This window comes from Sphingosinicella xenopeptidilytica, assembly GCF_042676985.1.
Lineage (GTDB): Bacteria > Pseudomonadota > Alphaproteobacteria > Sphingomonadales > Sphingomonadaceae > Sphingosinicella > Sphingosinicella xenopeptidilytica.
On sequence record NZ_JBHTIK010000001.1, the window covers coordinates 208,924 to 233,119 of the forward strand.

At 66.5% G+C, this 24,196-nt stretch carries 26 protein-coding genes and 1 tRNA gene; 21 read left to right on the top strand and 6 right to left on the bottom strand.

The genetic code is table 11. The features are described 5' to 3' along the window. Positions 1–139 precede the first annotated feature (139 nt). The 8 genes from ACFQ00_RS01085 (at position 140) to ACFQ00_RS01120 (ending at position 7,128) form a co-directional block, all read left to right on the top strand. Positions 140–550 carry a hypothetical protein gene (locus ACFQ00_RS01085; RefSeq protein WP_381484959.1) on the top strand — a complete coding sequence of 137 codons (411 nt, stop codon included), beginning with the start codon at positions 140–142 and terminating at the stop codon, positions 548–550. Continuing rightward, the gene (locus ACFQ00_RS01090) at positions 550–1,449 is read left to right on the top strand and encodes a CHC2 zinc finger domain-containing protein (protein ID WP_381484963.1); all 900 of its coding nucleotides are present in this window, start codon (positions 550–552) and stop codon (positions 1,447–1,449) included. The genes ACFQ00_RS01085 and ACFQ00_RS01090 overlap by 1 nt, the downstream gene beginning before the upstream one ends. After that, positions 1,446–2,975, top strand: a complete 1,530-nt coding sequence (locus ACFQ00_RS01095) for a DUF3987 domain-containing protein (RefSeq protein ID WP_381484965.1) — start codon at positions 1,446–1,448, stop codon at positions 2,973–2,975. The genes ACFQ00_RS01090 and ACFQ00_RS01095 overlap by 4 nt, the downstream gene beginning before the upstream one ends. A gap of 160 nt (positions 2,976–3,135) precedes the next feature. Continuing rightward, complete coding sequence (locus ACFQ00_RS01100; RefSeq protein ID WP_381484967.1) at positions 3,136–3,432, top strand: hypothetical protein; 297 nt, start codon at positions 3,136–3,138, stop codon at positions 3,430–3,432. A gap of 180 nt (positions 3,433–3,612) precedes the next feature. Further along, positions 3,613–4,224 (top strand): phage portal protein, encoded by a 612-nt coding sequence (locus ACFQ00_RS01105; protein ID WP_381484970.1) that lies wholly within the window; start codon positions 3,613–3,615, stop codon positions 4,222–4,224. After that, positions 4,145–5,137: a phage major capsid protein gene (locus ACFQ00_RS01110; protein ID WP_381484973.1), complete on the top strand. Its 993-nt coding sequence runs from the start codon at positions 4,145–4,147 to the stop codon at positions 5,135–5,137. The genes ACFQ00_RS01105 and ACFQ00_RS01110 overlap by 80 nt, the downstream gene beginning before the upstream one ends. A gap of 2 nt (positions 5,138–5,139) precedes the next feature. Further along, on the top strand, positions 5,140–6,744 hold the full coding sequence (locus ACFQ00_RS01115; protein WP_381484975.1) for a terminase large subunit: 1,605 nt from the start codon (positions 5,140–5,142) through the stop codon (positions 6,742–6,744). 9 nt (positions 6,745–6,753) lie between these two features. Then, positions 6,754–7,128 carry a hypothetical protein gene (locus ACFQ00_RS01120; protein ID WP_381484977.1) on the top strand — a complete coding sequence of 125 codons (375 nt, stop codon included), beginning with the start codon at positions 6,754–6,756 and terminating at the stop codon, positions 7,126–7,128. Positions 7,129–7,226: 98 nt separating this feature from the next. Here the strand turns inward: ACFQ00_RS01120 and ACFQ00_RS01125 are convergent. After that, positions 7,227–7,301: transfer RNA gene (locus tag ACFQ00_RS01125), tRNA-Gly, on the bottom strand. Between the two features lie 159 nt (positions 7,302–7,460). Between ACFQ00_RS01125 and ACFQ00_RS01130 the strand changes: the two genes are divergently transcribed. The 3 genes from ACFQ00_RS01130 to ACFQ00_RS01140 are packed head-to-tail and all read left to right on the top strand — an operon-like array spanning position 7,461 to position 9,183. Then, positions 7,461–8,366, top strand: a complete 906-nt coding sequence (locus tag ACFQ00_RS01130; protein ID WP_381484980.1) for a tetratricopeptide repeat protein — start codon at positions 7,461–7,463, stop codon at positions 8,364–8,366. Beyond that, positions 8,318–8,998 (top strand): LON peptidase substrate-binding domain-containing protein, encoded by a 681-nt coding sequence (locus tag ACFQ00_RS01135; protein ID WP_381484983.1) that lies wholly within the window; start codon positions 8,318–8,320, stop codon positions 8,996–8,998. The genes ACFQ00_RS01130 and ACFQ00_RS01135 overlap by 49 nt, the downstream gene beginning before the upstream one ends. Next, the gene (locus tag ACFQ00_RS01140) at positions 8,995–9,183 is read left to right on the top strand and encodes a Trm112 family protein (RefSeq protein WP_293779555.1); all 189 of its coding nucleotides are present in this window, start codon (positions 8,995–8,997) and stop codon (positions 9,181–9,183) included. The genes ACFQ00_RS01135 and ACFQ00_RS01140 overlap by 4 nt, the downstream gene beginning before the upstream one ends. On the opposite strand, the gene ACFQ00_RS01145 is transcribed toward ACFQ00_RS01140, so the two are convergent. Continuing rightward, complete coding sequence (locus ACFQ00_RS01145) at positions 9,180–10,397, bottom strand: UbiH/UbiF/VisC/COQ6 family ubiquinone biosynthesis hydroxylase (protein ID WP_381484986.1); 1,218 nt, start codon at positions 10,395–10,397, stop codon at positions 9,180–9,182. The genes ACFQ00_RS01140 and ACFQ00_RS01145 overlap by 4 nt on opposite strands. 340 nt (positions 10,398–10,737) lie before the next feature. On the opposite strand from ACFQ00_RS01145, the gene ACFQ00_RS01150 reads away from it, so the two are divergent. The 5 genes from ACFQ00_RS01150 (at position 10,738) to ACFQ00_RS01170 (ending at position 16,351) form a co-directional block, all read left to right on the top strand. Next, a complete protein-coding gene (locus tag ACFQ00_RS01150) occupies positions 10,738–13,059 on the top strand; it encodes an FtsK/SpoIIIE family DNA translocase (protein WP_381484989.1) in 2,322 nt (773 codons plus the stop codon). 94 nt (positions 13,060–13,153) lie between these two features. Further along, positions 13,154–13,756 (top strand): LolA family protein, encoded by a 603-nt coding sequence (locus ACFQ00_RS01155; RefSeq protein WP_381484991.1) that lies wholly within the window; start codon positions 13,154–13,156, stop codon positions 13,754–13,756. A 245-nt stretch (positions 13,757–14,001) separates the two neighbouring features. Further along, positions 14,002–14,793, top strand: coding sequence for an exodeoxyribonuclease III (gene xth / locus ACFQ00_RS01160; protein ID WP_381484994.1), 792 nt, complete (start codon positions 14,002–14,004; stop codon positions 14,791–14,793). Continuing rightward, the gene (ribA, locus tag ACFQ00_RS01165; protein WP_381484998.1) at positions 14,790–15,851 is read left to right on the top strand and encodes a GTP cyclohydrolase II; all 1,062 of its coding nucleotides are present in this window, start codon (positions 14,790–14,792) and stop codon (positions 15,849–15,851) included. Before xth ends, ribA begins: the two co-directional genes overlap by 4 nt. Then, positions 15,848–16,351 carry a L,D-transpeptidase family protein gene (locus ACFQ00_RS01170; protein ID WP_381485000.1) on the top strand — a complete coding sequence of 168 codons (504 nt, stop codon included), beginning with the start codon at positions 15,848–15,850 and terminating at the stop codon, positions 16,349–16,351. The genes ribA and ACFQ00_RS01170 overlap by 4 nt, the downstream gene beginning before the upstream one ends. On the opposite strand, the gene ACFQ00_RS01175 is transcribed toward ACFQ00_RS01170, so the two are convergent. Then, complete coding sequence (locus ACFQ00_RS01175) at positions 16,261–16,971, bottom strand: cation transporter (RefSeq protein ID WP_381485002.1); 711 nt, start codon at positions 16,969–16,971, stop codon at positions 16,261–16,263. The two genes, ACFQ00_RS01170 and ACFQ00_RS01175, sit on opposite strands and share 91 nt — an antisense overlap. Before the next feature lie 67 nt (positions 16,972–17,038). Here ACFQ00_RS01175 and ACFQ00_RS01180 point away from each other — a divergent pair, with 67 nt between their 5' ends. Further along, positions 17,039–17,452 carry a MerR family transcriptional regulator gene (locus ACFQ00_RS01180; protein ID WP_381485005.1) on the top strand — a complete coding sequence of 138 codons (414 nt, stop codon included), beginning with the start codon at positions 17,039–17,041 and terminating at the stop codon, positions 17,450–17,452. Here the strand turns inward: ACFQ00_RS01180 and ACFQ00_RS01185 are convergent. Both ACFQ00_RS01185 and ACFQ00_RS01190 read right to left on the bottom strand, forming a co-directional pair. Beyond that, complete coding sequence (locus ACFQ00_RS01185; protein WP_381485006.1) at positions 17,430–18,473, bottom strand: saccharopine dehydrogenase family protein; 1,044 nt, start codon at positions 18,471–18,473, stop codon at positions 17,430–17,432. The two genes, ACFQ00_RS01180 and ACFQ00_RS01185, sit on opposite strands and share 23 nt — an antisense overlap. A 10-nt stretch (positions 18,474–18,483) precedes the next feature. After that, positions 18,484–19,146 carry a YggS family pyridoxal phosphate-dependent enzyme gene (locus ACFQ00_RS01190; RefSeq protein ID WP_381485008.1) on the bottom strand — a complete coding sequence of 221 codons (663 nt, stop codon included), beginning with the start codon at positions 19,144–19,146 and terminating at the stop codon, positions 18,484–18,486. 22 nt (positions 19,147–19,168) lie between these two features. On the opposite strand from ACFQ00_RS01190, the gene ACFQ00_RS01195 reads away from it, so the two are divergent. Beyond that, complete coding sequence (locus ACFQ00_RS01195) at positions 19,169–19,708, top strand: thiamine phosphate synthase (RefSeq protein ID WP_381485011.1); 540 nt, start codon at positions 19,169–19,171, stop codon at positions 19,706–19,708. 44 nt (positions 19,709–19,752) lie between these two features. Here ACFQ00_RS01195 and ACFQ00_RS01200 read toward each other — a convergent pair whose 3' ends face one another. After that, positions 19,753–20,538, bottom strand: coding sequence for a porin (locus ACFQ00_RS01200; protein WP_381485013.1), 786 nt, complete (start codon positions 20,536–20,538; stop codon positions 19,753–19,755). Between the two features lie 223 nt (positions 20,539–20,761). Between ACFQ00_RS01200 and ACFQ00_RS01205 the strand changes: the two genes are divergently transcribed. From ACFQ00_RS01205 to lptE, 3 genes are read left to right on the top strand one after another with little or no spacing between them, the layout of a single operon-like run. Beyond that, a complete protein-coding gene (locus ACFQ00_RS01205) occupies positions 20,762–21,196 on the top strand; it encodes a DUF3576 domain-containing protein (RefSeq protein ID WP_374595971.1) in 435 nt (144 codons plus the stop codon). Between the two features lie 6 nt (positions 21,197–21,202). After that, positions 21,203–23,710 (top strand): leucine--tRNA ligase, encoded by a 2,508-nt coding sequence (leuS, locus tag ACFQ00_RS01210; protein WP_381485016.1) that lies wholly within the window; start codon positions 21,203–21,205, stop codon positions 23,708–23,710. Next, the gene (gene lptE, locus ACFQ00_RS01215; protein WP_381485019.1) at positions 23,707–24,195 is read left to right on the top strand and encodes an LPS assembly lipoprotein LptE; all 489 of its coding nucleotides are present in this window, start codon (positions 23,707–23,709) and stop codon (positions 24,193–24,195) included. The genes leuS and lptE overlap by 4 nt, the downstream gene beginning before the upstream one ends. Position 24,196: the final 1 nt, after the last annotated feature.

Genomic DNA, 24,196 nt, shown 5'->3' on the forward strand with positions numbered 1-24,196 from the left:
ACTGGCAAGACGACGGTCTCGGCAACAAAGGCGCCTGTCGCCGCCGTTCGCCTGCGCCCAGCGAATATAGCCATGAAACTGCCCAGTGGCCGGTCGTGCGAATCTCCGATTGGTGCGGCGACGGCGTTGCGAGGGGCGCATGACTGGCCTTTCTCATTCTGCCGCGCTCGCTCCCGTCGCGCCGAAGCTGGCGAAGCTGATTCCGCTGCTCGGCTCCGACCGTGACGGGGAAGCTCTGGCGACGGTGCGGGCGCTCGAGCGGACACTGCGGGCTGCGGGCCTCGACTTCCACGCCCTCGCGGCGGCGGTGGAGCATGAAGAAGCGCAGCCGGTGCACCATGATGATGATCCCTATCCCGATATCGCGCGCGGCGAGCTTCGGCAGATGGCGGAATTTCTCTACCGGGAGTGCCGCTACACCCTGACGGTGAAGGAGCAGCAGTTCATCAACTCGATGACCTACAAGCTTGCCGCCGGCCTCGATCCGACGCCGCGCCAGAAAAAATGGATCGTCGATCTCTTCGACCGCTATCAGCGGAGGGCCAGCTAATGGACTTCGAAGCGATCCGCGACGCGAACCCGCTGTCGTCCGTCGTCAGCCGCTACGCGAAGCTGCGGCGGGCCGGGCGCGAAATGAAGGCGTGTTGCCCCTTCCACCATGAGAAGACGCCGAGCTTCACGATCTTCGCGGACGATCGCCGTTACTACTGTTTCGGCTGCGGCGCGTGTGGTGACGTTCTCGATTTCCTGAAGGCTGCCGAGGGCGTCAACCTGATCGAAGCGGCCCGGATGCTCGGCGAGGAATGGGCGCCGACCGCAAGGCGCGCGTTCACACCGGAACCGGCCATCGATCGCACGCCGGAACTTCTGCAGATGGTGCAGGCGTCCGAACCGGTCGCGGGCACGATTGCGGCGCGCTATCTGGAATCGCGCGGGATCGCGATGCCGGCGCCTGACACGCTGCGCTTCACGCGCCTCAAATACGGGACGAGCGGGCCGAAGCGCCCTGTGTTGCTGGCGATCGTCACCGACTACACGGATCGCCTGATCGGTGTGCAGCGCACGTTCCTCACCGAAGACGCCCGCAAGGCCGACGACGTGCCGAAGCCGAAGCTGTCGCTCGGCCGGATCAAGGGCGGCGCCGTCCGGCTGGGGCCGCCGAGCGCCGAGATCATCGTGACGGAAGGCGTCGAGGACGCGCTGAGCCTTCAACAGGAAACGGGCGTGACGGCGTTTGCCTGCGCGGGCGCGGGGATGATGGCGGCGATGGTGCTTCCGGATTCCGTGAAGAGTGTGATCATCGGCGCCGATGCCGACGAAGCGGGCGAGCGGGCCGCGCAGGAAGCGGGCGCCGCGTTCGTGGAAGCGGGAAGGCGGGCCAGGATCATCCGGCCGACGCCGCCATTTAAAGATTTCAATGCCGAACTCATGAAGGGATTGCGCGGATGACCGCCGCTTTCAAACACAAAACTGATGCCGAATACGAAGAGGTTGAGCTGTGGCGCTCGCCGGACATGAGCGTGCTGTCGGCAGGACGGCGCGCACCTCCCGTTATGCCGCCCGAGCTGTTCGGCAGCGCGTGGGACCTGCTCCGCGATCTCGCTGAAGGCGCGGGGGCGCCGGTCGAATATGTCGCTGTGTCTTACCTCGCCGTCGCGGCGTCGCTGATCGGCGGCAAGCGCCGGGCGCGGCCCTACAGCACATCGAATTGGGCGGAACCCTGCATCCTCTGGACGGCCGTTGTCGGCGATCCGAGTTCGAACAAAAGCCCGGCAATCGACGCCGCTACCGGCCCGCTGCGTGACATCGAAACCGATCTTGCGCGGAACTATGCGGACCGCGTCGCCGCGTGGGAGGCCGATGCCGAGCGCGCGGGCGTCGAGAAGTCCGCGTGGAAGGAGGCCGTCAAGAACGCCGTGAAGGATGGTGTCGGCACGCCGCCGCTCCCGTCCGGCGCGGTTGAACCGGAGAAGCCGCAGCGCCGCCGCCTGTCCGTCATGGATGCCACGCCGGAATCGCTCGGCACGATCTTGTCCGGGAACCGCGAAGGCACGTTGCATCTGCGTGACGAACTCGCCGGATGGCTTACAAGTTTCGATCGCTACGCGCCGGGAGGGCGGCAGTTCTGGCTTGAGGCCTACGGCGGGCGCCGGCTTATCATCGATCGTCAGAAGAACGAGGGCCGGCCGCTCATCGTCCCTTACAACGGCGTTTGCGTGCTCGGCGGCATCCAGCCCGACCGGCTTTCGAGCGCGCTTCTCGACGGTGACGACGACGGCCTTGTTGCCCGGTTCCTTTGGGCATGGCCCGAACCCGTTCCGTATCATCGCCCCCGCGCCATCGCAGACGAGCGCGCGCTTGACGGCATATACCGCCGCCTCGACGGTCTCCAGTGGGGCGTGGATGCCGATGGCCGCGACACGCATATCACGCTGCCGCTCGACGAAGCCGCTGCCACGCTCTTCGAAACGTGGATGACCGCGAACCGCGAAGGCCTCGCTGATGCCGGTTCGCTCTACAAAGGCTTCTGCGGCAAGCTCCCGGGCACGGTGCTGCGTCTGTCCCTGATCGCCGAGTTGGCAGGCTGGGCGGCGCGTGGCGGGGAAGAACCGCGCAGCATCAGCGTGCATACGGTCGCCGCCGCCGCCGCATTCGTGGACGACTACGCCAAGCCTTCGGCCCTGCGCGTGTTCGGGGACGCTGCCCTGCCGCCTGTGGAGCGCCATGCGGCGACGCTGGCGCGCTACATCATCAAGAACCGGATCGAGAAGTTCAACGCCCGCGCGCTCCGGCGACAGTCCCAACTGCCGGGAATGCGTGATGCCGAGCCGTTCAACCGCGCCGTCGAGTTCCTTGTCGAGGCCGAATGGCTGCGATCGGTAGCGACGCGCGCAGGCCCGAATGTCGGCCGCAAGTCGTCGGACTACATCGTCAACCCTGCCGTCCACGGAGCCGGTGATGAGCCGCTGGCTTGATCTCGCGCGCGAACTTGAAGGTGAGGCAGTCGCGCCTTCTGGCACTAATGACACTATTGGCACGGCCTCAGCGTCTCGCCCTCCCGCTGACGATGACATTCGATTTGGCACTAATGACACTAATGACACAGTGTCGCCGTCTCTCGCTCGCCTTCGCTCGATGCCGGTTCCGAGCGGTGCCGATGCCGTTCTGTGGCCGCAGATCGTCGCCGACGCGCTGACAGTGTGGACCCGCTGGGCGGGGCAGGCTTCGGCGCTCGGCTGGAGCGCTCACGATCTCTTCGGCAGGCGGGGCCTCGCGGTGTGGATGAAGGGGCGGCGGCTGGTGCTGATCGATGCCAAGATGGCGATCGTCACGCAGGGATCACGCAGCTCCGTTTTCTATCGCCGGGGCCATCAGGACGATGACTTCATATGGGATCACTGGCGCCCGATGGACGTTGGCGAAAACGACTGAATTTCCCCGAATTTTCAAGCACATCTAAGGCCGGACTGACGGCCGATTTCACTTCCTTTTCGCGCCCGGCGCCCTGACCCTTCCCTCGCGGCAAGACCGCGAGGTGAAATGAAAATATTCGGAAGAACGATATTCGAGCGCAAAAGCACTCTGGCGAACCCCTCGCCGGAGCTTATTGCTTTGTTTGGGGCAAGCCCGACCGCTGCCGGTGCGACCGTCACCCCCGAAACCGCGATGCGCTGCCCGACCGTCTACGGCTCGGTGAAGGTTATCGCCGAGAGCGTCGCGCAGCTTCCCCTGCACCTCTATCGCCGCACCGCTGACGGCGGGAAGGAACGCGCGGCCGACCATCCGCTCGCGGAAATCTTGAACGGGCAGGCGAACGAATGGACGAGCGCCGCCGAGTTTCGCTCGTTCATGCAGACGTCGCTGCTGCTCTACGGCAATGCCTTCGCCTACATCGGCCGCACCAACGGCGTGATCGTCGAGATGATCCCGCTCCCCGCGCCAACGGTGACGGTAGAAGTCGATACCGTCACGCTCGAACCCTCCTACGCCGTCACCACGAAGGGCGGCGAAAAGCGCATCTACCGTCGCCAAGACGTGCTGCACCTCAAAGGGCTGGGCACCAATCCGAACGTCGGCTTGTCCCCCGTCACGCAGATGCGCGAAGCGATCGGCCTGTCGATCGCGATGGAAGAGCACGCCAGCCGTGTCTTCGGCGGTGGCGCCCACGGCCCCGCTTTTACTGTGGATGCACGACCCCGCCGAGCCGATCGGCATCTGGCTTGATATCCGCGAAGACGATCAGGGCCTCGCCGTCACCGGCAAGCTCATCCGCCAGACCCGCCGCGGTGAAGAGGCCTATGCGCTTCTGAAGGCGGGCGCGCTCAACGGTCTTAGCATCGGCTTCAGGCCGCGCCAGTTCGAGCGCCGGGCCGGTGGTGGCCGCACGCTCCAAGATATCGATCTCGTCGAGATTTCCCTTGTCACGATCCCCGCGTCCGATCCGGCGCGCGTGACGAGTGTGAAGACGGCTCCGGCCGAAACCCCCGCCGCGATGGGCGCGGCAACAGAAAGGAGGGGTCCAGTGACCCTTGAAGTAAAGGCGCCCGCTGATGCGGGAAACGAAGGTGCTGTGGACGCTCGCGTCGCTGCGCTGGAGGAAAGTGCAGCCGGCATCGATGCGCGGCTGAAGTCGGTGGAGGAAAGCGTAGGCAACGTCGCGAAGTCCGCCGCCGCGATCGAACAGAAGCTGAACCGCCCCGGCGCTGTCGTCGAGGAAAAGGACGCTCCGAAGCTGGAGGCCAAGGCCTTCGGCGGCTTCCTGCGTTCGGGCCGTGAAGCGCTTGCCGCCGATGAGGTGAAGGCGCTGCGCGTGTCCGATGACACGGCGGGCGGCTATCTCGCCCCTGCCGAGTTCGCGGCGGAAGTCATCAAGGGCATCGTCGAGTTCAGCCCCGTCCGTCAGGCCGCCCGCGTCGGCAGCACGGCGTCGGGTTCAGTGATCCTGCCGAAGCGCACGGGCCGTCCTACCGCATCGTGGGTAGGCGAAACCGAAGACCGCAGCGAAACCGGCTCCACCTATGGCCAGGTCGAAATCCCTGTCCATGAGATGGCCTGCTACGTGGACGTCAGCCAGAAGCTTCTCGAAGACTCGGCGGTCAACGTCGAGGCGGAAGGGCAAAGAAAAAGGACAAGCTGACGATGGCTGGGACGCCGATCTTCTCGCCTGACCCGGCGCTCTATCCTGACCCGACAGGCCGCGCCGATCGCATCTGCCGTTTCATCCGCCGCCTAAGACTGTGGGAAGGCGACTTTGCAGGCCAGCCCTTCCACCTGCACGGCTTTCAGGAAGCGTGCATCCGCCGCATCTATGGCCCGAGTGACGACGACGGCAACCGCGTCGTCCGCATCGCGTGCATCTGGATTCCCCGCGGCAACGCCAAGACGACGCTCGCGGCCGGGCTCGGCCTCGCGCACTTCCTTGGCCCCGAGGCCGAACAGGGCGGGCAGGTTGTCATGGCCGCCGCCGACCGCGAGAACGCGGGCATTGCCTTCAACTCCGCGCATCAGTTCGCGCTCCAGGACGATGTTCTTTCGAGCCGCATCCGTGCGGTCGAAAGCCGCAAGACGCTGGGGCACCCCAAGACGAAGAGCACGCTGAAGGCGATATCGTCGGAGGCCTACTCAAAACACGGCCTCAACGTCTCGTTCTTCCTCGCCGACGAGATACACGCGTGGCCGACTGGCGAGGGCCGCAAGCTCTTCAAGACGGTCACCGATTCTATGGTGAAGCGCTCGCACCCGTTGACGGTGATCATCTCGACTGCCGGCGACGGCACGGGCGGGCTTGCGTCGGACCTCTGGAATTACTCGCACAAGGTGGCGAGCGGCGAGATCGAGGATCCGACTTTCGCCCCGATCATATTCGCCGCCGACGCCGACGCGGACTGGCGCGATGAGGCGCAATGGCACGCCGCCAACCCGGCGATCGAAGCGGGCTTCTGTTCGCTGGAAGAGCTGCGAATCAAGGCCCGGCGCATCGAACATTTCCCCGCCGAGATCGCCGACTTCAAACGCTTCCATCTCAATCTCTGGCAAGAGGGCGCCGCCAGCCCGTGGCTTGCGCTGGAGATATACGACCGTGCCGAGGCCATGACGCCGATCGATGCGCTCACCGGGCGGCCGTGCTGGGTCGGCGTGGACCTGTCGAGCGTGGAAGACCTGACGGCGGTCGTCGCCGTGTTCCCTGACGGGACCGGCGAGGCGCGGCGTTATGACGTGCTGCCCATGTTCTTCCTGCCCAAGGACAACATCGCCACGAAGAGCGAGAAGGACCGGGCCGACTATGTGAAGTGGGCAGAGGCGGGCATCCTGACGCTGACGGAAGGCAACGTCGTCGATCACTCTGCCATCGTGGATTACGTCGTCGGGCTGGGCAAAACCTACGGCGTGCAGGAAGTCGCAATCGACCGCTGGAACTCGACGGCGGTCAGCACAGCCCTTCAGGCCGAAGGCGTCACCATCAATCAGTTTGGGCAGGGCTTCGCCAGCATGGCGGCGCCAGTGAAGGAATTGAAGCGCGCGATCCTCGCCGGGCACTTCCGGCACGGGGGCAACCCGCTGCTCCGCATGTGCTTCGGCAATACCGTCGCCGAGAAGGACGCGGCCGAAAACGAGAAGTTCACGAAGGAGAAGTCGCGGGGGCGCATCGACGGCGCTGTTGCCGCCGCGATGGCGGTGGGGCGCATCCTCGCCAATGAAACCACGCCGTCACCATACGAAAGTCGCGGATTCACATTCATCTAGGAGGAACGCATGAACGAAGTCACTGTTACCGGGCTGACCCGGATTGCCACCCCCAAGGCCAACACCGGGGGCAACACCATCCTCGCTTTCTTCGACTGCCGCGTGAACGGCCTTGCCATGAACGGCTGCGCGTTCATCCGCTCTGTGCGGTTCGGCCTTACGGCATATCCGCCGAAGCTGGAGGGCGCGGCCGATGGGCGCCGCGCGGTCATCATCATTGACGAAGACCTGCGCGCGAACATGACGAGCGCGGCCAAGGAGGCGTACAGGCTGCTCGGCGGCGCGGATATCGACGAAGAGCCGGCAGTCCCCGCGAAGGCCGATAGCGGCGTGCGGAGAATCGTGAAGCGCCGGGTTGCCTTGGGCTCGCCCGAAATGGCCTGAGTTTTCCGCCGATTGGTTCCGCCGTGGTTCCGGGAGAATCACACAATCAGGCGAACGCTTGCGCGCCGCCGATAAGTGCATGATTTTCTTGAAGTTTCTGGAGCGGGCGAAGGGATTCGAACCCTCGACCCCAACCTTGGCAAGGTTGTGCTCTACCCCTGAGCTACGCCCGCTCGAACGTATGCGGAGGCTTGGCTCCGCCAGAGGTCGCGGCTGCTAGCATGAGCGCGGCGAAAAGCGCAAGCGGATTCGCGATTGGGGTTGGACGGGGTGCGCGCACTTCCCATATGAACGCCGGGAACCAACCCTATCTTTCGAAAAGGGCACGCATCTTGGCCACTCTCAGCACCCCCGAATCCGAGCGGGCTTCGATCGAGGCGTTCAAGCGCGACGTGATCGAGCCGTCGATGACATCGCTCGTCATCCTCGATTTCTATGCGGACTGGTGCGGCCCCTGCAAACAGCTGGCGCCCGTGCTCGAAAAGGTCGCGGCGGACTATGCGGCGCGCGGCGTGAAGCTGGTGAAGATCGATGTCGACAAGAACCAGATGATCGCATCGCAGTTTCGCGTGCAGTCGATCCCCACGGTCTATGCGTTCTTCCAAGGCCAGCCGGTTGCCGACCTGACGCCCGCACGCACCGAGCGCGAGCTTGCTGCCTTCCTCGACCAGATCCTGCCGCAGCTGCCGATCAACGCGGCGGATGGCCATGACAAGTCGCTGGCCGCCTATGCCGAGGCCGCCGCTGCGGCGCTCGACGCCGGCGACTTCGCGCAGGCCGAGCAGATTTACACCGCGCTGCTCACCGAAGAGCCCGAGCAGGAAGCGCACGCGATCGGGCTTGCCCGCGCGCTCGCCGGGCTCGACCGGATCGACGAGGCCGAAGCCGCGCTTGGCACCGTTGCCGCCGACAGCAAGGCGCCGGGGCTGGCGCAGGTGCGCGCCGCAATCGAGATGGCGAAGAAGCGCGTTCCCGTCGGCGCGCTCGCCGGCCTTGAAAGCGCGCTCGCCGCGAACCCGGATGACCATGCGAAACGGCTGGAGCTTGCCGCCGCGCTTGCCGCGAACGGCGAACGCGATGCTGCGGCCGAGCACCTGTTCGAGGTGATGCGCCGCGAGCCCGGCTGGAACGACAATGCGGCGCGCGCGCAGCTTCTGAAGCTGTTCGAGGCGATCGGCCTTGAAGACCCATGGGTGAACGCCGCCCGACGCAAGCTTTCGGCGCTGCTGTTCTCGTGAGCGGTTTCGGCGCCAGCGCGCTGCCGGAGGTGATCCCGGTGTTTCCGCTGGAAAACGCGATCGTGCTGCCGCGCGGACAGCTGCCGCTCAACATCTTCGAGCCGCGCTACCTCGCGATGGTGAAAACCGCAATGGGCGGCGACCGGCTGATCGGCATGATCCAGCCCAAGGAAGACGGCAGCCTGTTCGAGATCGGCGGGCTCGGCCGCATCACGCAGTTTACCGATCCCGAAAACGGGCGACTGCTGATCGTGCTGACCGGCGTCACGCGCTTTCGTATCGCCGAAGAGCTCGACGTGGAAACGCCCTATCGGCAGGTGCGCGCCGACTTCCGCGATTTCATCGAGGACTTTCAGGCGCCGCAGCCGATGGCGGCGGTGCTGCGCGCCGACCTTGAAACGACGCTGCGCACCTATCTCGATACGCAGAACCTCTCGGCGGACTGGGAGGCGGTTTCGGGCGCGGACGACGAATCGCTGGTGAACACGCTCGCCGCCGTCTGCCCGTTCGACGTGGCGGAAAAACAGGCGCTGCTGGAAGCGAAGACCGTGCCGATCCGCGCCGCAACACTCTGCGCGCTGATGACGCTCGCGCAGCCCGGCGCCGAAAATGGTTCAGGACTGGTGCATTGAGCCGCGATGTCGATCCGCGGCTACTCGCGATCCTTGTGTGTCCGCTCACCAAGGCGCCGCTCAGCTATGATCGCGAGCGCCAGGAACTCGTCAGCAAGGCGGCGGGGCTCGCCTATCCTGTGCGCGACGGTGTGCCGGTGATGGTGATCGAGGAAGCCCGCGAACTCGGCGAGGACGAGAGTTAGGGCAGATCGCCGCGCAGCAGCGACGGCAGATCGCCCGACGCGCCGCGCGCCTCGGCCATGAAGAAGCGCTTGAGCGGCGGCAGACGGTGCACACCGGCAAGACCGAGGCGGCGGATCGTTGCCGCAGGGCGTCCGGGGATCGCGAACAGCTTGTTGAGCACATCGGTCGCGCCCATCACCGACATGCTGTCGAAACCCCGCCAGCGCTGATAGCGCGCGAGCACCTGCGGATCGCCGAGATCGAGCCCGAGCCGCACGGCCTCCGCCAGCACGTCTGCCAGCGCAGCCGAATCGCGGAGACCGAGGTTGAGGCCCTGGCCGGCGATGGGGTGCATACCGTGCGCGCTGTCACCCACGAGGATCAGGCGGCGATCTGTGTAACGCTCGGCATGATGGAAGCCGAGCGGGAAGGAGCTGGGCTTCGCGGCGAGCCGAATGTTGCCGAGGAAGCCGCCCATGCGCTTGTCGATCTCGGCGACGAAGGCACGTTCCGGCAGCGCCAGCGTAGCGGCAGCATCGCGTTCGCTCACGGTCCACACGATCGCCGAGCGCGTGCCCGGCAGCATCGGCAGTACCGCGAACGGCCCGGCCGGATAGAACAGTTCGAAAGCGACATTCCCGTGCGGCACGTCGTGCTCGATCATGCCGACGATCGCAGTCTGGTGATAGCTCCACGCCGCGATGCGGATGCCCGCATCCTCGCGAATTTTCGAGCGGCGACCGTCTGCGGCGATGAGAAGCGGCGCGGTGAGCGTGGCGCCGCTTGCAAGGCGCACCGTGACGCCCGCCTCTGCGCGTTCGATTGTGGCGGCGGCATCCGGCGCATAGACGTCGATATGGGGGGAAGCCGCCCCGGCCGCGACAAGCGCCATGCGCAGGTGGCGGTTTTCGAACATATAGCCGAGCGGCTCGCCCGACGCGTCGCCGGTGCCGTCGAAATGGAGGTGCAGCGGCGAGAGGCCGTCCGTGACGCGAATCTCGCGGATTGGGCAGCCTTTCGATTCAAGCTCGGCATCGAGGCCGAGCGCGGCGAGCATCCGCCACGTCGCACTGGCGATCGCCGAGGCGCGGCCGTCGAAGCCTGCAGCGAGCGTCGCGTCGAGATCAGCGCTGTCGATGACGGCGGAGCGGATGCCGGAGGCGGCGAGCGCAAGCGCCGTCGTCATGCCGACGAGGCCGCCGCCGATGATGATCGTGTCGTGAGTGTGCCGCATGGCCGGACCCTAGCTGCACATCGCATCGCGCGAAAGAGCATGACGGATGCCCAATTTTCAGGCGCGTAGTTTTGTGCGCCTATTTATTGGGCATTTCATGAATCAGAATCCGCGAAACACCGTCATTCTGCGCTTGGCACGGATTTTGAAGAGACTTCGGCGAGACGCATTTCGCGTCTCTGCTCGCTCGGGAACCTGGATTTTTCAGGACCGTTCCTGTCGGCCGGCCTCACCGCCGGCCGACTTTTTCTTGACCCCGGCGCCCCACGGACTCAATCTTAGGCATGTTCGTGGGATGTTCCGGCGACAGTTGCATTGAAAACGGGGTCGGCAAAGGGTCATGGCGCGCGGGGCAGCAGGCAAATCGACGGCGATCATGCCGCAAAGCTGGGTGGTGGCGCTGGAGCGCGCGGCCGTCGTGGCGGGCGGCGGCGTGCTCGTCATGCTCGCGCTGGCGCTGACGCTGGCGTTCGCCAGCTACGACAGCACCGATCCCTCCTTCAACCGCGCTACGATCACCGCGCCGCAGAACTGGCTTGGCTATACCGGCGCCTACGTATCCGACCTACTGCTGCAGCTCGCGGGGCTTGCGAGCCTGCTTGTCGTGCCGGTCGTCGCGCTTCTTGGCGTGCGGCTGATCCAGCGGCGCGGTCTCGACGGCTGGCGGCGACAACTTGCCGCGACGCTCGGTGCGGTGCTGCTCGCCGCGGCCGCGCTGGCGCTGCCGGGGCGCGACCTCCTCGGCGATCTTCCGGCGGGTGCCGGAGGCATCGCCGGGCTTCTGCTCGGCCGCATACCGGAAGCCGCCGCGGGCCTGCTGCCGCCGGACGTGAGCCCCGCCGCCGTGACGGCACCGATCGGCGTGCTGCTTGGGCTCGGGGCGATCGCCCTTTTCTTTTACGCGCTCGGTATCAGTCGCGAGGATATCGCCGCGCTCCGCGCGCGCCTTGCCGAACGCAGCAGCGAGCGTGCCGAAGCGCCGCAGCCGCGTGCCACGCCGCGCGCGCAACCGCGCCGGGAAACACCGCGCGATGCCGAGACCGTGCCGGAAACCGCCGCCGCGCCTACCAAGCGCATCGTCACGCCCGAGAAGAAGGCCGCGCCCTCCAAGCGTGAGGCGCGCGAGAAGCAGTCGCGGCTCGATCTGCGCGATTCCTTCCAGCTGCCGCCACTATCGCTGCTGACCCCGCCGCCGAAGACGGCCGCGCGCAAGATCGACGCGGCGAGTCTCGAACAGAACGCGCGCCTGCTCGAATCGGTGCTCGACGACTTCGGCGTGAAGGGCGAGATCGTGGAAGTCCGTCCCGGCCCGGTGGTCACCATGTATGAGCTGGAGCCCGCCGCGGGCATCAAGGCGAGCCGCGTGATCGGCCTTGCCGACGATATCGCGCGTTCGATGTCCGCGCTTTCGGCGCGCATCGCCGTCGTGCCCGGCCGCAACGTGATCGGCATCGAGCTGCCGAACGTGAAGCGCGAAACGGTGTCGCTTTCGGAAATGCTCTCTTCGGATGCGTTCGAAACGCAGTCCGCCGCACTCCCCATCGTGCTCGGCAAGGACATTGCGGGCGATCCCGTCGTCGCCGACCTTGCGCCGATGCCGCACCTCCTCATCGCGGGCACCACCGGCTCGGGCAAGTCCGTGGGCCTCAACGCCATGATCCTGTCGCTGCTCTACCGGCTCAGCCCGCGCGAGTGCAAAATGATCATGATCGATCCCAAGATGCTGGAGCTTTCCGTCTACGATGGCATTCCGCATCTGCTTTCGCCGGTCGTCACCGAGCCGCCGAAGGCGATCCGCGCGCTGAAATGGGCCGTGGAGCAGATGGAGGACCGCTACCGGATGATGGCATCGGTCAACGTCCGCTCGCTTTCCGGCTTCAACTCGCGGGTGAAGGAAGCGCGGGCGAAGGGCGAGCCGTTCGTGCGGCGGGTGCACACCGGCTACGACAGCGAGACGGGCCAGCCGATCTACGAGACCGAAACGCTGGAGTTCGATACGCTGCCGCTGATCGTCGTCGTCGTCGACGAGCTCGCCGACCTGATGATGACCGCGGGCAAGGAGGTGGAGTTCCTGATCCAGCGCCTCGCGCAGAAGGCGCGCGCGGCGGGTATCCACCTCATCATGGCGACGCAGCGGCCTTCGGTTGACGTCATCACCGGTGTCATCAAGGCGAACCTGCCGACGCGCATCAGCTTCTCGGTCACCTCCAAGATCGATTCGCGTACCATCCTCGGCGAGCAGGGCGCCGAGCAGCTGCTCGGCAAGGGCGACATGCTTTACATGCCCGGCGGCAAGCAGATCGCGCGCGTGCACGGGCCGTTCGTATCGGACGAGGAGGTCGAGCGCGTCGCGATACACTGGCGCGCGCAGGGCGCCCCCGAATATATCGCCGCCGTCACCGAGGAGCCCGAAGGCTCGGACGGTCAGTTCGGCCTGCCGATCGACGAGGACGATGCCGAAGCCGGCCTCTACCGCCGCGCCATCCAGGTGGTCGCCGAAAGCCAGAAGGCCTCCACCTCCTACCTCCAGCGCCAACTGCGTGTGGGCTACAACAACGCCGCGCGCCTCATCGAGCGCATGGAGAAGGACGGCTACGTCGGCACGCCCGACCACGTCGGCCGCCGCGAAGTGCTGATCGACCCGGACGGGAACCGGATCTGACGAAGGCCTGCCGGTTCAACGCGGGTTCAAGCGCGATGCAGCAACGTGCGCCCGGATTTGCCGCACCTTTGCGTCGGCGCTATCAGGACTCGCGATGAAAAAAGCCCTTCTTGCCCTTGCCTTCACGCTCGGCCTTTCGGCGCCGGCAGCCGCTTCGATTCCCGAGGTGAGCGCGCACCTTGCTGCGACGCGGACGATGACGGCGGATTTCCGGCAGACCGCCGAGAGCGGCGCGGTGGCGACCGGCAAGCTCACGCTGGCGCGGCCGGGGAAGGTGCGCTTCCAGTATCAGAAGGAGGTGCCGCTGCTCGTGGTCGCGGACGGGCGCAACCTCACCATGATCGACTATCAGGTGTCTCAGGTCTCGCGCTATCCGATCAAGCAGACGCCGCTTTCGGTGCTGCTCGATGCCAATGCCGATCTCACGCGCTACGCCCGAATCGTCTCCTCCACGCCGAAGGCGCTGACCGTGGAGGCGAAGGACAGGAAGCATCCCGAATACGGCGTCATCACCATTTTCTTCGAGCGCGACCGGACCGCGCCCGGCGGCCTTGAGCTCAAAGGCTGGCGTGTGCTCGATGCGCAGGGCAACACCACGCGTGTCGATCTTTCCAACATCGCCTTCAACGTGCCGGTGAACGACAACGCCTTCCGCTACCGCGATCCGCGCCCGCGCAGCCGCCCCGGCAGCCGGTAAAACGAGATTCAGGGGCGGAACGGTCAGAATCACCGCTCAAGCGACGGCCCGTTCATTGAAGCGACAGGATCGGCCCCTTAAATTGTCATCAGTCGGCTGGTGTTCGGGATTTGCCCCCTGTTGCCCGGACCCGCCGCCGACTTGCGTGACGAGCGCAAAAAGGGCCCCCGTCTTCACCTTGAAGGCGGGGGCCTACGCATTTCTGAGCCTTTGCGTCGGCGCCCGGCCTTGCTAAGCCGCTCGCCATGTCTCGTCTCAAGATCGCCAGCTGGAATATCAACTCCGTCCGCATCCGCCTGCCCATCATCGCGCAGCTGGTGAAGGACGAATCGCCCGACATCATCTGCCTGCAGGAAACCAAGGCGCAGAACGCGGACTTCCCGCTCGCCGCGATCCAGCGCCTGGGCTACCCGCACATGATCCTGAACGGCCAGCGGATGCACCACGGCGTCGCCATCCTCTCGAAGCAGCCACTCGTGGAGGAGCGCCGGTTCGACTGGCAGGACAATGGCGAGGCGCGCCACATCGGCGTGCGGCTGCCGAACGGCATCCTGCTTGAAAACGTCTACGTGCCTGCGGGCGGCGACATCCCCGATCGGACGCTGAACCCGAAGTTCGGGCAGAAGCTGGATTTCGTGCAGCGCATGACGCGCTGGTCCGAATCTCTGCGCGACCCAACGATCATCCTCGGCGATTTCAACATCGCGCCGCTCGAGTGCGACGTGTGGAGCCACAAGGCGCTGCTCGACGTCGTCAGCCACACGCCCATCGAGGTGGAGGCGCTGACCGGCCTGATGCAGAGCCACGACTGGGTGGACGTGGCGCGCACGCTCGTGCCCGCGCCGCAGCGGCTCTACACGTGGTGGAGCTATCGCAACAAGGATCACACGGTGAACGACCGCGGCCGGCGGCTCGACCATGTGTGGGTCTCGCCCGCGATGAAGGACACGCTTGCGGGCTTCCGTGTGCTGGAACCCGCGCGGAGCTGGGAGAAACCCTCTGATCACGTTCCCCTGATCGCGGAGTTCGCGCTTTGACCAGCGCGGTGCAGAGCGCCGAACGTGCCATCGACGCGCTCAGGCGCGGTCACCCCGTACAGGTAACCGACGGCGTGGTGTCCATCACGGTCCTTGCCATCGAGCTTGCCGATTCCGAATCGCTTGCAGCGTTCGAGGGCGGTGCACGGGCAAATGTGCTGCTTACCGACAAGCGCGCCGCCTTTCTGGGCCTCGGCAACCAGCTCGCCGCGGCGGGGATGCAGGCCGTGCTGATCGAACGCACACCGTGGCTCGACCTCGATATCGCGCGCGCGGTCGCCGATCCGGTGCTCGACCTCGCAACGCCGATGAAAGGCCCGTTCCGCAGCCTGCCGCCCGGGCGCATCGAACGCGCCGGCCGCGCCGCGCTGAACCTCGCCAAGCACGCCGGGCTGCTGCCCGCGCTGTTCGTGATCGAGGACGGCGCGGCGGCTGACGTCGTGGCGGCGGCGGATATCGAACACTTCGCGGAAACCGGCGCGCTGAAGCTCGTCAGTCGCGCGCGCCTGCCCATCAAGGTTCACGAGAAGACCGAGATCGTCGCTTTCCGCCTGCCGGGCGGTCCGGAGCATCTCGCGCTGCTGATCGGCGATCCCTACGGCACCACGCCGCTGGTGCGCCTGCACAGTTCGTGCCTCACCGGCGATCTGCTCGGCTCGCTGAAGTGCGATTGCGGAGATCAGCTCCACGCCGCGCTGCACGCGATCGCCGAATCCGGCGGCGGCATCCTGCTCTATCTCCAGCAGGAAGGGCGCGGCATCGGCCTCATCAACAAGCTGCGCGCCTATGCGCTGCAGGATCAGGGCTTCGATACGGTGGACGCCAACCTCCGCCTTGGCTTCGAGATCGACGAACGCGAGTTCGCGCTCGCGGCGAACATGCTGAAGGCGCTCGGTTTCGGCACCATCCGCCTGCTCACCAACAACCCCGCCAAGGTCGCGGGGCTTGAGACGGAGGGCATCACCGTGGCTGAGCGGCTGCCGCTCAAGGCCGGTGAAGGCGCGCACAACGAGGCGTATCTGCGCACCAAGCGCGATCGCACCGGGCACATGCTGTGAGTGCCATCCGCGTCGATACCGCCGCACGCACGCTGATGGCGTTTGGCGAGACCATCCCGTGCCTGATCGGCAAGGCGGGTGCGACGGCCGCGGCGGACAAGCGCGAAGGTGACGCCATGACACCACGCGGCACATACGCCATTCGCGCACTGCTGGTGCGCCCCGACAAGCTCGCCGCCCCGAACACACGGCTGCCGTGGCGCAGGCTGCACGAAAGCGACGGCTGGTCCGACGATGTGCGCGACCCCGCCTACAACCGGCCGGTGCAGCATCCGCATCGCTTCTCGGCGGAGCATCTTTGGCGCGATGACGGCCTCTACGATCTCATCGTCATCCTCGGGCACAACGACACGCCGCCGGTGCCCGGCATGGGCAGCGCCATCTTCCTGCACTGCAAGGCAGAAAGGCCCTATACGCAGGGCTGCGTTGCCGTTTCGCGTGAGGCGCTGCTGGCGCTCGTGGAGCAGCTCTCCCCGACCGACACGATCGAGATCGCCTGAGGTTCGCGGCCTGTTTTCAATTCGCTGCGCGCTTGCCGGATGATCTGCCAGCCGCCGCTGACGCCAAGCCCCGCAAGGATCACGGCAACCGCCAGATCGGGCCACGCCGTGCCGGTGCCGAACACGCCGAGCGCGGCCGCCACCACAGCAACGTTGCCGATCGCATCGTTCCGCGAGCAGATCCACACCGAGCGGCGGTTCGCATCGCCGTCCCGGTGCCGCCATAACATGACCGCGCAGGCGAGGTTGGCGAGAAGAGCGAGCACACCGACGATGCCCATCGTCTCGGCCTTTGGCAGGGTTCCGGCAAATGTCATCCAGACGGTGGTGCCGAGCACCCAGAGCCCGAGCAGCAGCAGCGAAATGCCTTTCAGCAAGGCCGCGCGGGCGCGCCATTCGAGTGCCATGCCCGCGACGCCGAGACTGATCGCGTAGTTGGCGCTATCCCCCAGGAAATCGAGCGCATCGGCCTTGAGCGAGGCGGAATGCGCCGCGACTCCCGCCGCGATCTCGACCGCGAACATACCCGCGTTGATCGCGAGCGCGATCCAGAGCACCCGCCGCCATGCCTTGTCGACGACTGGTGCCTTCGTCTCACATCCGCAACACCCGCCCGCCATGCGTCACCCTCGATTTTTCAGACAGGACACCGCATATGCACCCTGTAGCTGCTACAGGGTCAAGAGCATGGAACTGAAAATCGGCGCGCTCGGACGCGCGACGGGCACGAACGTCGAGACGGTCCGCTACTACGAGCGCATCGGTCTGCTATCGAAGCCGCCGCGCACGGACGGCAACTACCGTGCATACGGCGCGCCGGACCTCAATCGCCTGTCGTTCATCCGCCGCGCGCGCGATCTCGGCTTTTCGCTCGATCAGGTGCGCGCGCTTCTCGAACTCTCGGACGACAAAGCCCGCGATTGCGCCACGGTGGACGACCTCGCGCGCGATCATCTCGCCGAGGTCGAGCGCAAGATCGCCGATCTCGAAGCCCTGAAGGCGGCACTTTCCGATCTGATCGCGTCGTGCTGCGGCGGCACGGTCGCCGATTGCCGCATCCTCGAAGCGCTGGCCCCGTCTACGACAAGTCCCGCCGCTTGACCCCGTTGAAGCCGAGGATGAAATCGGGACCGAAGGCGCTGGAGGGCGTGTGGAAACCCGGCGCAACCTCGCCGCCGTGGATGCGGCGGGCGATCTCGACGGCGGTGAGCGCCGTGAGCGTATAGCCTTCCGGGGTTTCGAGCTGGCTGACGGCGCGGTTTCCCTCGGCGTCCGTCGCATGGCCGACGAGCACGCTGCGCCCCCGGCCGCGCGCTTCGGCATCGGGGCCGGGCGGCATCCGGTCGATGGCACGTCCCGCGAGCCAGCGGCCCGGCGCGCTGGCGATCAGCGACCGGAGCAGGCGCGGCATCCCGAGCGCGCGTTCGAGGGGCGGGCTCGCTTCGAAGAAAACGCGGATGTCGGGGATGCCGGTGGAATGCCAGGCGGTCGAGACGTCGCCCCAGCTCACGCCGACGGTGGGTTTGAGGCCGCGTCCGAAATCGGCGGTGCCGCGCGGCACCTCGGAGAGTTCGACGATGGCTCCGCCCTCGCGCACGCGCGTGCCCGCCGCCATGCCTTCCAGCATCGTGCGTGTCGTCCCCCGGCTCGCCTCGTTGAGGCCGCCGATGACGAGATCGAGCGAGACCGCGCCGGGCAGGCGCCGCTTCAAATGCGCGGCGAGGCAATCCGACGGCACGACGTCAAACCCCGCACCGGGGAGCACGGCGATGCCGGCCGCCTTCGCTTCTGCATCACGCGCGGCGAGCGCCTCGAACACGTCGATCTCGCCGGTGATGTCGATGTAGTGCGCGCGCGCCGCGAGGCAGGCCTCAAGCATCGGTGCCGACGTGCGTGAAAACGGTCCGGCGAGGTGCAGCACCGTGCCGATATCCGAAAGCTCGGAAGCATCCCCTTTGAGGTCGAAAACGCGCGAAGGAAGCCCGGTTTCGTCGGCGAGCGCTTCGACCGCCTGACGATTGCGCCCCGCCAGAACCGGCTTCAATCCGCGCGCGAGTGCGCGTTCCACCACCAGCCGGCCCGTGTAGCCGTTCGCGCCGTAAATGAGGATGTCGCCGCCCATAAGAGGCAGCCTAGTGCGTTTCGCGCGTTCCGAACAGTGCAGAGCCGATCCGCACATGCGTAGCGCCAAGCTGAACGGCGGTTTCGAAATCCGACGACATACCCATGCTGAGCCCGGTGAGCCCATGGCGCGCGGCGAGTTTCGCGAGCAGCGCGAAATAGGGCGCGGGCTCTTTGTCGGCAGGGGGCACACACATCAATCCGGCGAGCGGGATCTCCGCCGCGCGCGCTTCGGCGAGAAGCGCGGGAAGATCATTGATGGCAACGCCGCCTTTCTGTGCCTCATCGCCGATATTGACCTGCACGAAGCAGGGCACCCGACGGCCAGACACGGCCATGGCCTTCGCGAGCGCGGCGACGAGCGACGAGCGGTCGAGCGAATGGATGACGTCAAACAACGCGACCGCCTCAGCCGCCTTGTTGGACTGGAGCTGGCCGACGAGGTGGAGCTCTACGCCGGGGAACGCATCGCGGAGTGCGGGCCATTTCGCCGCCGCTTCCTGCACGCGGTTCTCCCCGAACACGCGCTGGCCGGCTTCGAGGAGAGGACGGATATCCTCCGCATCAAAAGTCTTAGAGACGGCAACCAGCGTAACGTCCGGTTTCCGACCGGCGAGCTTCGCGGCCTTTTCGATGAGGGCGTGAATGTCGGCGAGTGTCTCGGCAGCGGTCATGCGCTTCCCTATAGAGAGGGGGATGCGACGCCGCCACTCCCAGCGCCTGCCTGAAACCTGGCTGTTCACCGACCCGCGCATGGGCGAGGCGCTGTGGGATGCAATCCGCCGTTTGCCGCGTGGCAGCGGCATCGTGCTGCGGCACTATGATGCAACGGATCGCAAAGCGATTGCCCGGCGCGCGGCAAAGCTCGCACGGCGATACGGGCACATACTGGTGGTCGCCGGAGACACCCGGCTCGCGCGAACCGTGGGCGCGGCCGGTGTGCATATGCCGGACGGCGGACGCCCCGTTCGTGACGTCATAACGGCAGCGTCACATGATCGCGCCGGGCTGGTGCGGGCAAGGCGCGCAGGCGCGAGCCTCGTATTCCTGTCGCCCGTATTCCCGACACGCTCGCACCCCGGTACCCGGACGCTCGGACCGCTCCGTTTCGGGCTGATGGCGCGTGGAGCGGGGATCACCGTCGCAGCGCTGGGCGGCATGACCCCCAAGCGCTACGCACGGATGCAAGCGCTCGGCGCGCAGGCATGGGGCGCGATCGACGCATGGAATGAGTGAGGCTTACCGTTTGCAGCCCGGGACGGGCGAAACCGGAGCCGATCCTAGAAGCTGAAGGACGTACCCAGGTAGACAGCGCCGGCTTCGCCGTCGGTGCCGAGGCGTTCGCCGCTGCGCAGCAGGTAGCGACCCGAGGGGTCGGGTTCGGACAGCTGGTAACGCACGCCGCCGATGACCGAGAGGCGCGGGTTCAGCGCATAGGCGCCGCCGAGTTCGACCGTGTAGCGCTTGTCGAGGCTGAGCGGGTTCACCCAGCCGTCGGCATCGCGTTCGGCGTTCAGCTGAAGCGCGGTCTTCCAGCGGCTGCCGCGATAGGAGAGACCGAGATCGACGCCTTCGCGCTCGTCGCTGAGCACGCTGGCGATCTTGCTGTAGCCGCCGGTGAGCGCGAAGCCCCGGAGCGCCACGGACACGTCGAAGTTGTAGGCCGTCGCCGCTTCGGTCTCGGCCGGGCGCGCGGTTTCCGGCGCAGCCGCGCGGACGACGCGCGACGTGACGCCGAGTGCCAACGCCTTGCTGTCGCGGCTCTTGCCAGACGGCGTGAAGCGGAACGTGCGCTCCTGCGAAGCCCCGGCAACGCCAGCGCGGCGCGCATTGTCGAGCATCGGCGGCGTGAAGGAGCCGAGCGTTTCGGCCTTCAGCGGCGTCACCACGCCCGCGGTGGTCGTGAGCTTGCGGCGGGTTTCAGAACCCTTCGCGGCTGCGGCCTTGTCGGCAGCCACCTTCTCGATCGGCTTCTTCGAAGAGGCGGCGGCGGGGAGCGCGCATAGCATCAGGCCCGCGGAAACCGCGACCAGTGCGTTTGCTGCGTATGTCCCAACCCGAATCATAACCCCCGCGCTTCTGTCGCGTGCCTGTGACAACTACGTGACAGAACTACAGATTCCTCCGCACGAATCCGAGTCCGAATCGCTCGTTTGGCGGCGACCGGCCGGGTTCGTTCGAACCTGTTGCAACATCTCAACAGCGAATGCAACGCGAAGAGGGGCTATGCGCCCCCGAAAGCGCTGCCTATAACGGCCGCCGAGCAAGCCTGATGGAGCGGAAATCCACGTGAAGACGAGTGTACGCATTACGGGTCTGGCGATCGCGCTGGCCCTGCTCGCCGCCTGCGGAGGCAAGAAGGACGCGCCGCGCGCCGACCTCGCCGCCGCGACGACGACGACGATCGGCGTCAATTCCTACCTCTGGCGGGCAAGCCTTGAAACGCTGGCGTTCATGCCGATGGCGCAGGTCGATTCGAACGGCGGCGTGATCGTGACCGACTGGTATGCCAATCCGCAGGCGCCCGGCGAGCGCGTGAAGGTCACCGTGTACATCCTCGACCGCGAGCTGCGCGCCGACGCGCTGCGCGTTGCCGCCGTCCGCCAGCAGCAGCAGGGCGGCAACTGGATCGACGCCCCGGTGCGCGCCGGCACCGTGCAGAAGCTCGAGGAAACCATCCTCGCCCGCGCCCGCGACATCCGCAGGGCCGTGTATCAGGGCTAAAGGCCGATGACGCGATTCAACCCCGCGGTCGCTGACGGCCGCTGGCAACGCATTTGGGACGAGCGCCAGGCCTTCGCGGCGGACAGCGCGTCCGAAAAGCCCAAGACCTATGTGCTGGAGATGTTCCCGTATCCGTCGGGGCGTCTGCACATGGGCCATGTGCGCAACTACACGATGGGGGACGTGATCGCGCGCTTCCGCCGCGCGCGCGGTTTCGAGGTGCTGCATCCGATGGGCTGGGATGCCTTCGGAATGCCCGCCGAGAACGCCGCGTTCGAGAAGAAGACGCACCCCGAAAGCTGGACGCGACAGAACATCGCGGCGATGCGCGAGCAGTTCCGGAGCCTCGGCTTCGCGCTCGACTGGAGCCGCGAATTCGCGACCTGCGACGCCGAATACTATGGCCACGAGCAGGCGCTGTTCCTGAAGATGTACGAGGCGGGGCTCGTCTATCGCAAGGAAAGCTACGTCAACTGGGATCCGGTCGACATGACCGTGCTCGCCAACGAGCAGGTGATTGACGGCAAAGGATGGCGTTCGGGCGCGCCCGTGGAACGCCGCCTGCTCAGCCAGTGGTTCCTGAAGATCACTGCGTTTGCCGACGATCTGCTGGATGGGCTTTCCGGTCTCGACCAGTGGCCGGACAAGGTGCGGCTGATGCAGGAGAACTGGATCGGCCGCAGCCGAGGCCTGAAGTTCCGCTTCGCGATCGAAGGCCGCGAGGATGGGCTCGACGTGTTCACGACGCGCCCCGACACGCTGTTCGGCGCCAGCTTCGCCGCCATTGCCGCGGATCACCCGCTTGCAGCCGAGCTCGCGGCCAAGGACGCGGGACTTGCTGCTTTCATCGAGGAGTGCCGCAAGACCGGCACCTCCGCCGAAGCGATCGAGACCGCCGAGAAGAAGGGCTACGACACGGGCCTGCGCGTCGTGCATCCGCTCGACCCGACGTGGACGCTGCCGATCTTCGCGGCGAACTTCGTGCTGATGGAATACGGCACGGGCGCCATCTTCGGCTGCCCGGCGCACGACCAGCGCGACCTTGATTTCGCGCGCAAGTATCAGCTGCCGGTGACGCGCGTTGTCGGCGATGCCGAGGAGCCGATCGGGGACGAGGCGTATGTCGGGCCCGGTCGTCTGGTGAACTCTGGGTTCCTGACGGGCATGGAGGTCGATGACGCCATTGCCGCGGTGATCACGCGCGCCGAGGGCGAGGGCTGGGGCGAGGGGACGACGCAGTTCCGGCTTCGCGACTGGGGCGTTTCGCGCCAGCGTTATTGGGGCACACCGATCCCAGTGATCCACTGCGGGGATTGCGGCGTGGTGCCGGTGCCCGAAGACCAGCTACCGGTACGCCTGCCTGCCGACGTGACCTTCGAGACGCCGGGCAATCCGCTGGAACACCACCCGACGTGGAAGAACGCCGACTGCCCGACGTGCGGCAAGCCGGCGCGGCGCGAGACCGATACGCTTGATACGTTCGCGGATTCGAGCTGGTATTTCATCCGCTTCGCGAGCCAGCCGAAGGACAAGGCGTTCGATCGCGCCGAGGCGGAAAGCTGGCTGCCGGTCGACCAATATATCGGCGGCGTCGAGCACGCGATCCTGCACCTGCTCTACGCGCGCTTCTGGACACGCGCGCTCAAGGCCTGCGGGCTCATCGACCTTGACGAGCCGTTCCGGCAGCTCTTCACGCAGGGCATGGTGACGCACGAGACCTACCGCGCTGCCGACGGCCGCTGGCTGCTGCCGAGCGAAGTGGAACGGCGCGACAATTCGCTCTTCGAGATCAGCGGCGGACCGGTGACGGTCGGCCGCGTCGAGAAGATGTCGAAATCGAAGAAGAACACCGTCGATCCCTCGCCGATCCTCGACCAGTACGGCGCCGATGCCGTGCGCTGGTTCGTGCTGTCCGATTCCCCGGCCGAGCGCGACCTGCAGTGGACCGAGGCGGGCATCGAGGGCGCGTGGCGCTTCGTGCAGCGTGTCTGGCGGCTGGTGAACGAGACCAAAGACGATGCCGGAAAAAGCGACGCCAGCGAGGACGACGCGCTGACCCGCGCGGCGCATGTCGCCATCGACGGCATCACCGCCGATATCGAGGCGCTGCGCTTCAACAAGGCGGTCGCGAAGAGCTATGAGCTCGCCGCCGCAATCGAGAAGGCCGCGCCGTCTTCGGCGCGCCGCCATGCGGTGAAGATGCTCGTGCAGCTCGTCTCGCCCGCGATGCCGCACCTTGCCGAAGAGGCGTGGGAAGCGCTTGGCGAAGCGGGGCTTGCGGTCGATGCCGCGTGGCCGGAAGCCGACCCCGCGATGCTGGCGCAGGACACGGTGACAATCGCCATCCAGGTGAACGGCAAGCTGCGCGACGAAGTGGAAGCCGCGAAGGGCGCGACGCGCGAAGACATGGAAGCGCTGGTCTTGACCCGCGAGAAGGTGCAGCGTGCGCTGGATGGCAAGACTCCGCGCAAGGTGATCGTGGTGCCCGACCGGCTCGTGAACATCGTCGCATGAAACGCGCCGCCGCCCTGCTGCTCTTGCTGATGGCGGGCTGCGGGCTGCAACCGGTCTATTCGGGCGGCAGCCAGGGGCCGGGCGCGACGATCCTGACCGGGATCGACGTGCCGGTGATCCCGGAAAAATCGGGCTATCTGGTGCGGCAGGCGCTGCTCGATCGTCTGCCCGACGCAAGCGGCGAGCGCCGCTACAAGCTGATCGTGAAGCTCGACGACAGCCTCAGCGGCTTCGGCGTGCGCGGTGACGATTCGATCTCGCGCGAACGGCGCCAGCTGCGCGCGCGCTGGCAGCTGGTGGAAGACGCAAGCGGCGCCGTGCTGATCGATGCCGCCGCAAGGTCTGACGCGGGCATCGACATCGTGAGTTCCGAATACGCCGTACTCGCGGCCGAAAATGCCGCGCTCGAACGGCTTTCCGAAGAGATCGCCCAGCAGATCATCGCGCGCGTCGCGCTGTTCGCGCGCAGCGAAGCGGCGCGGTGAA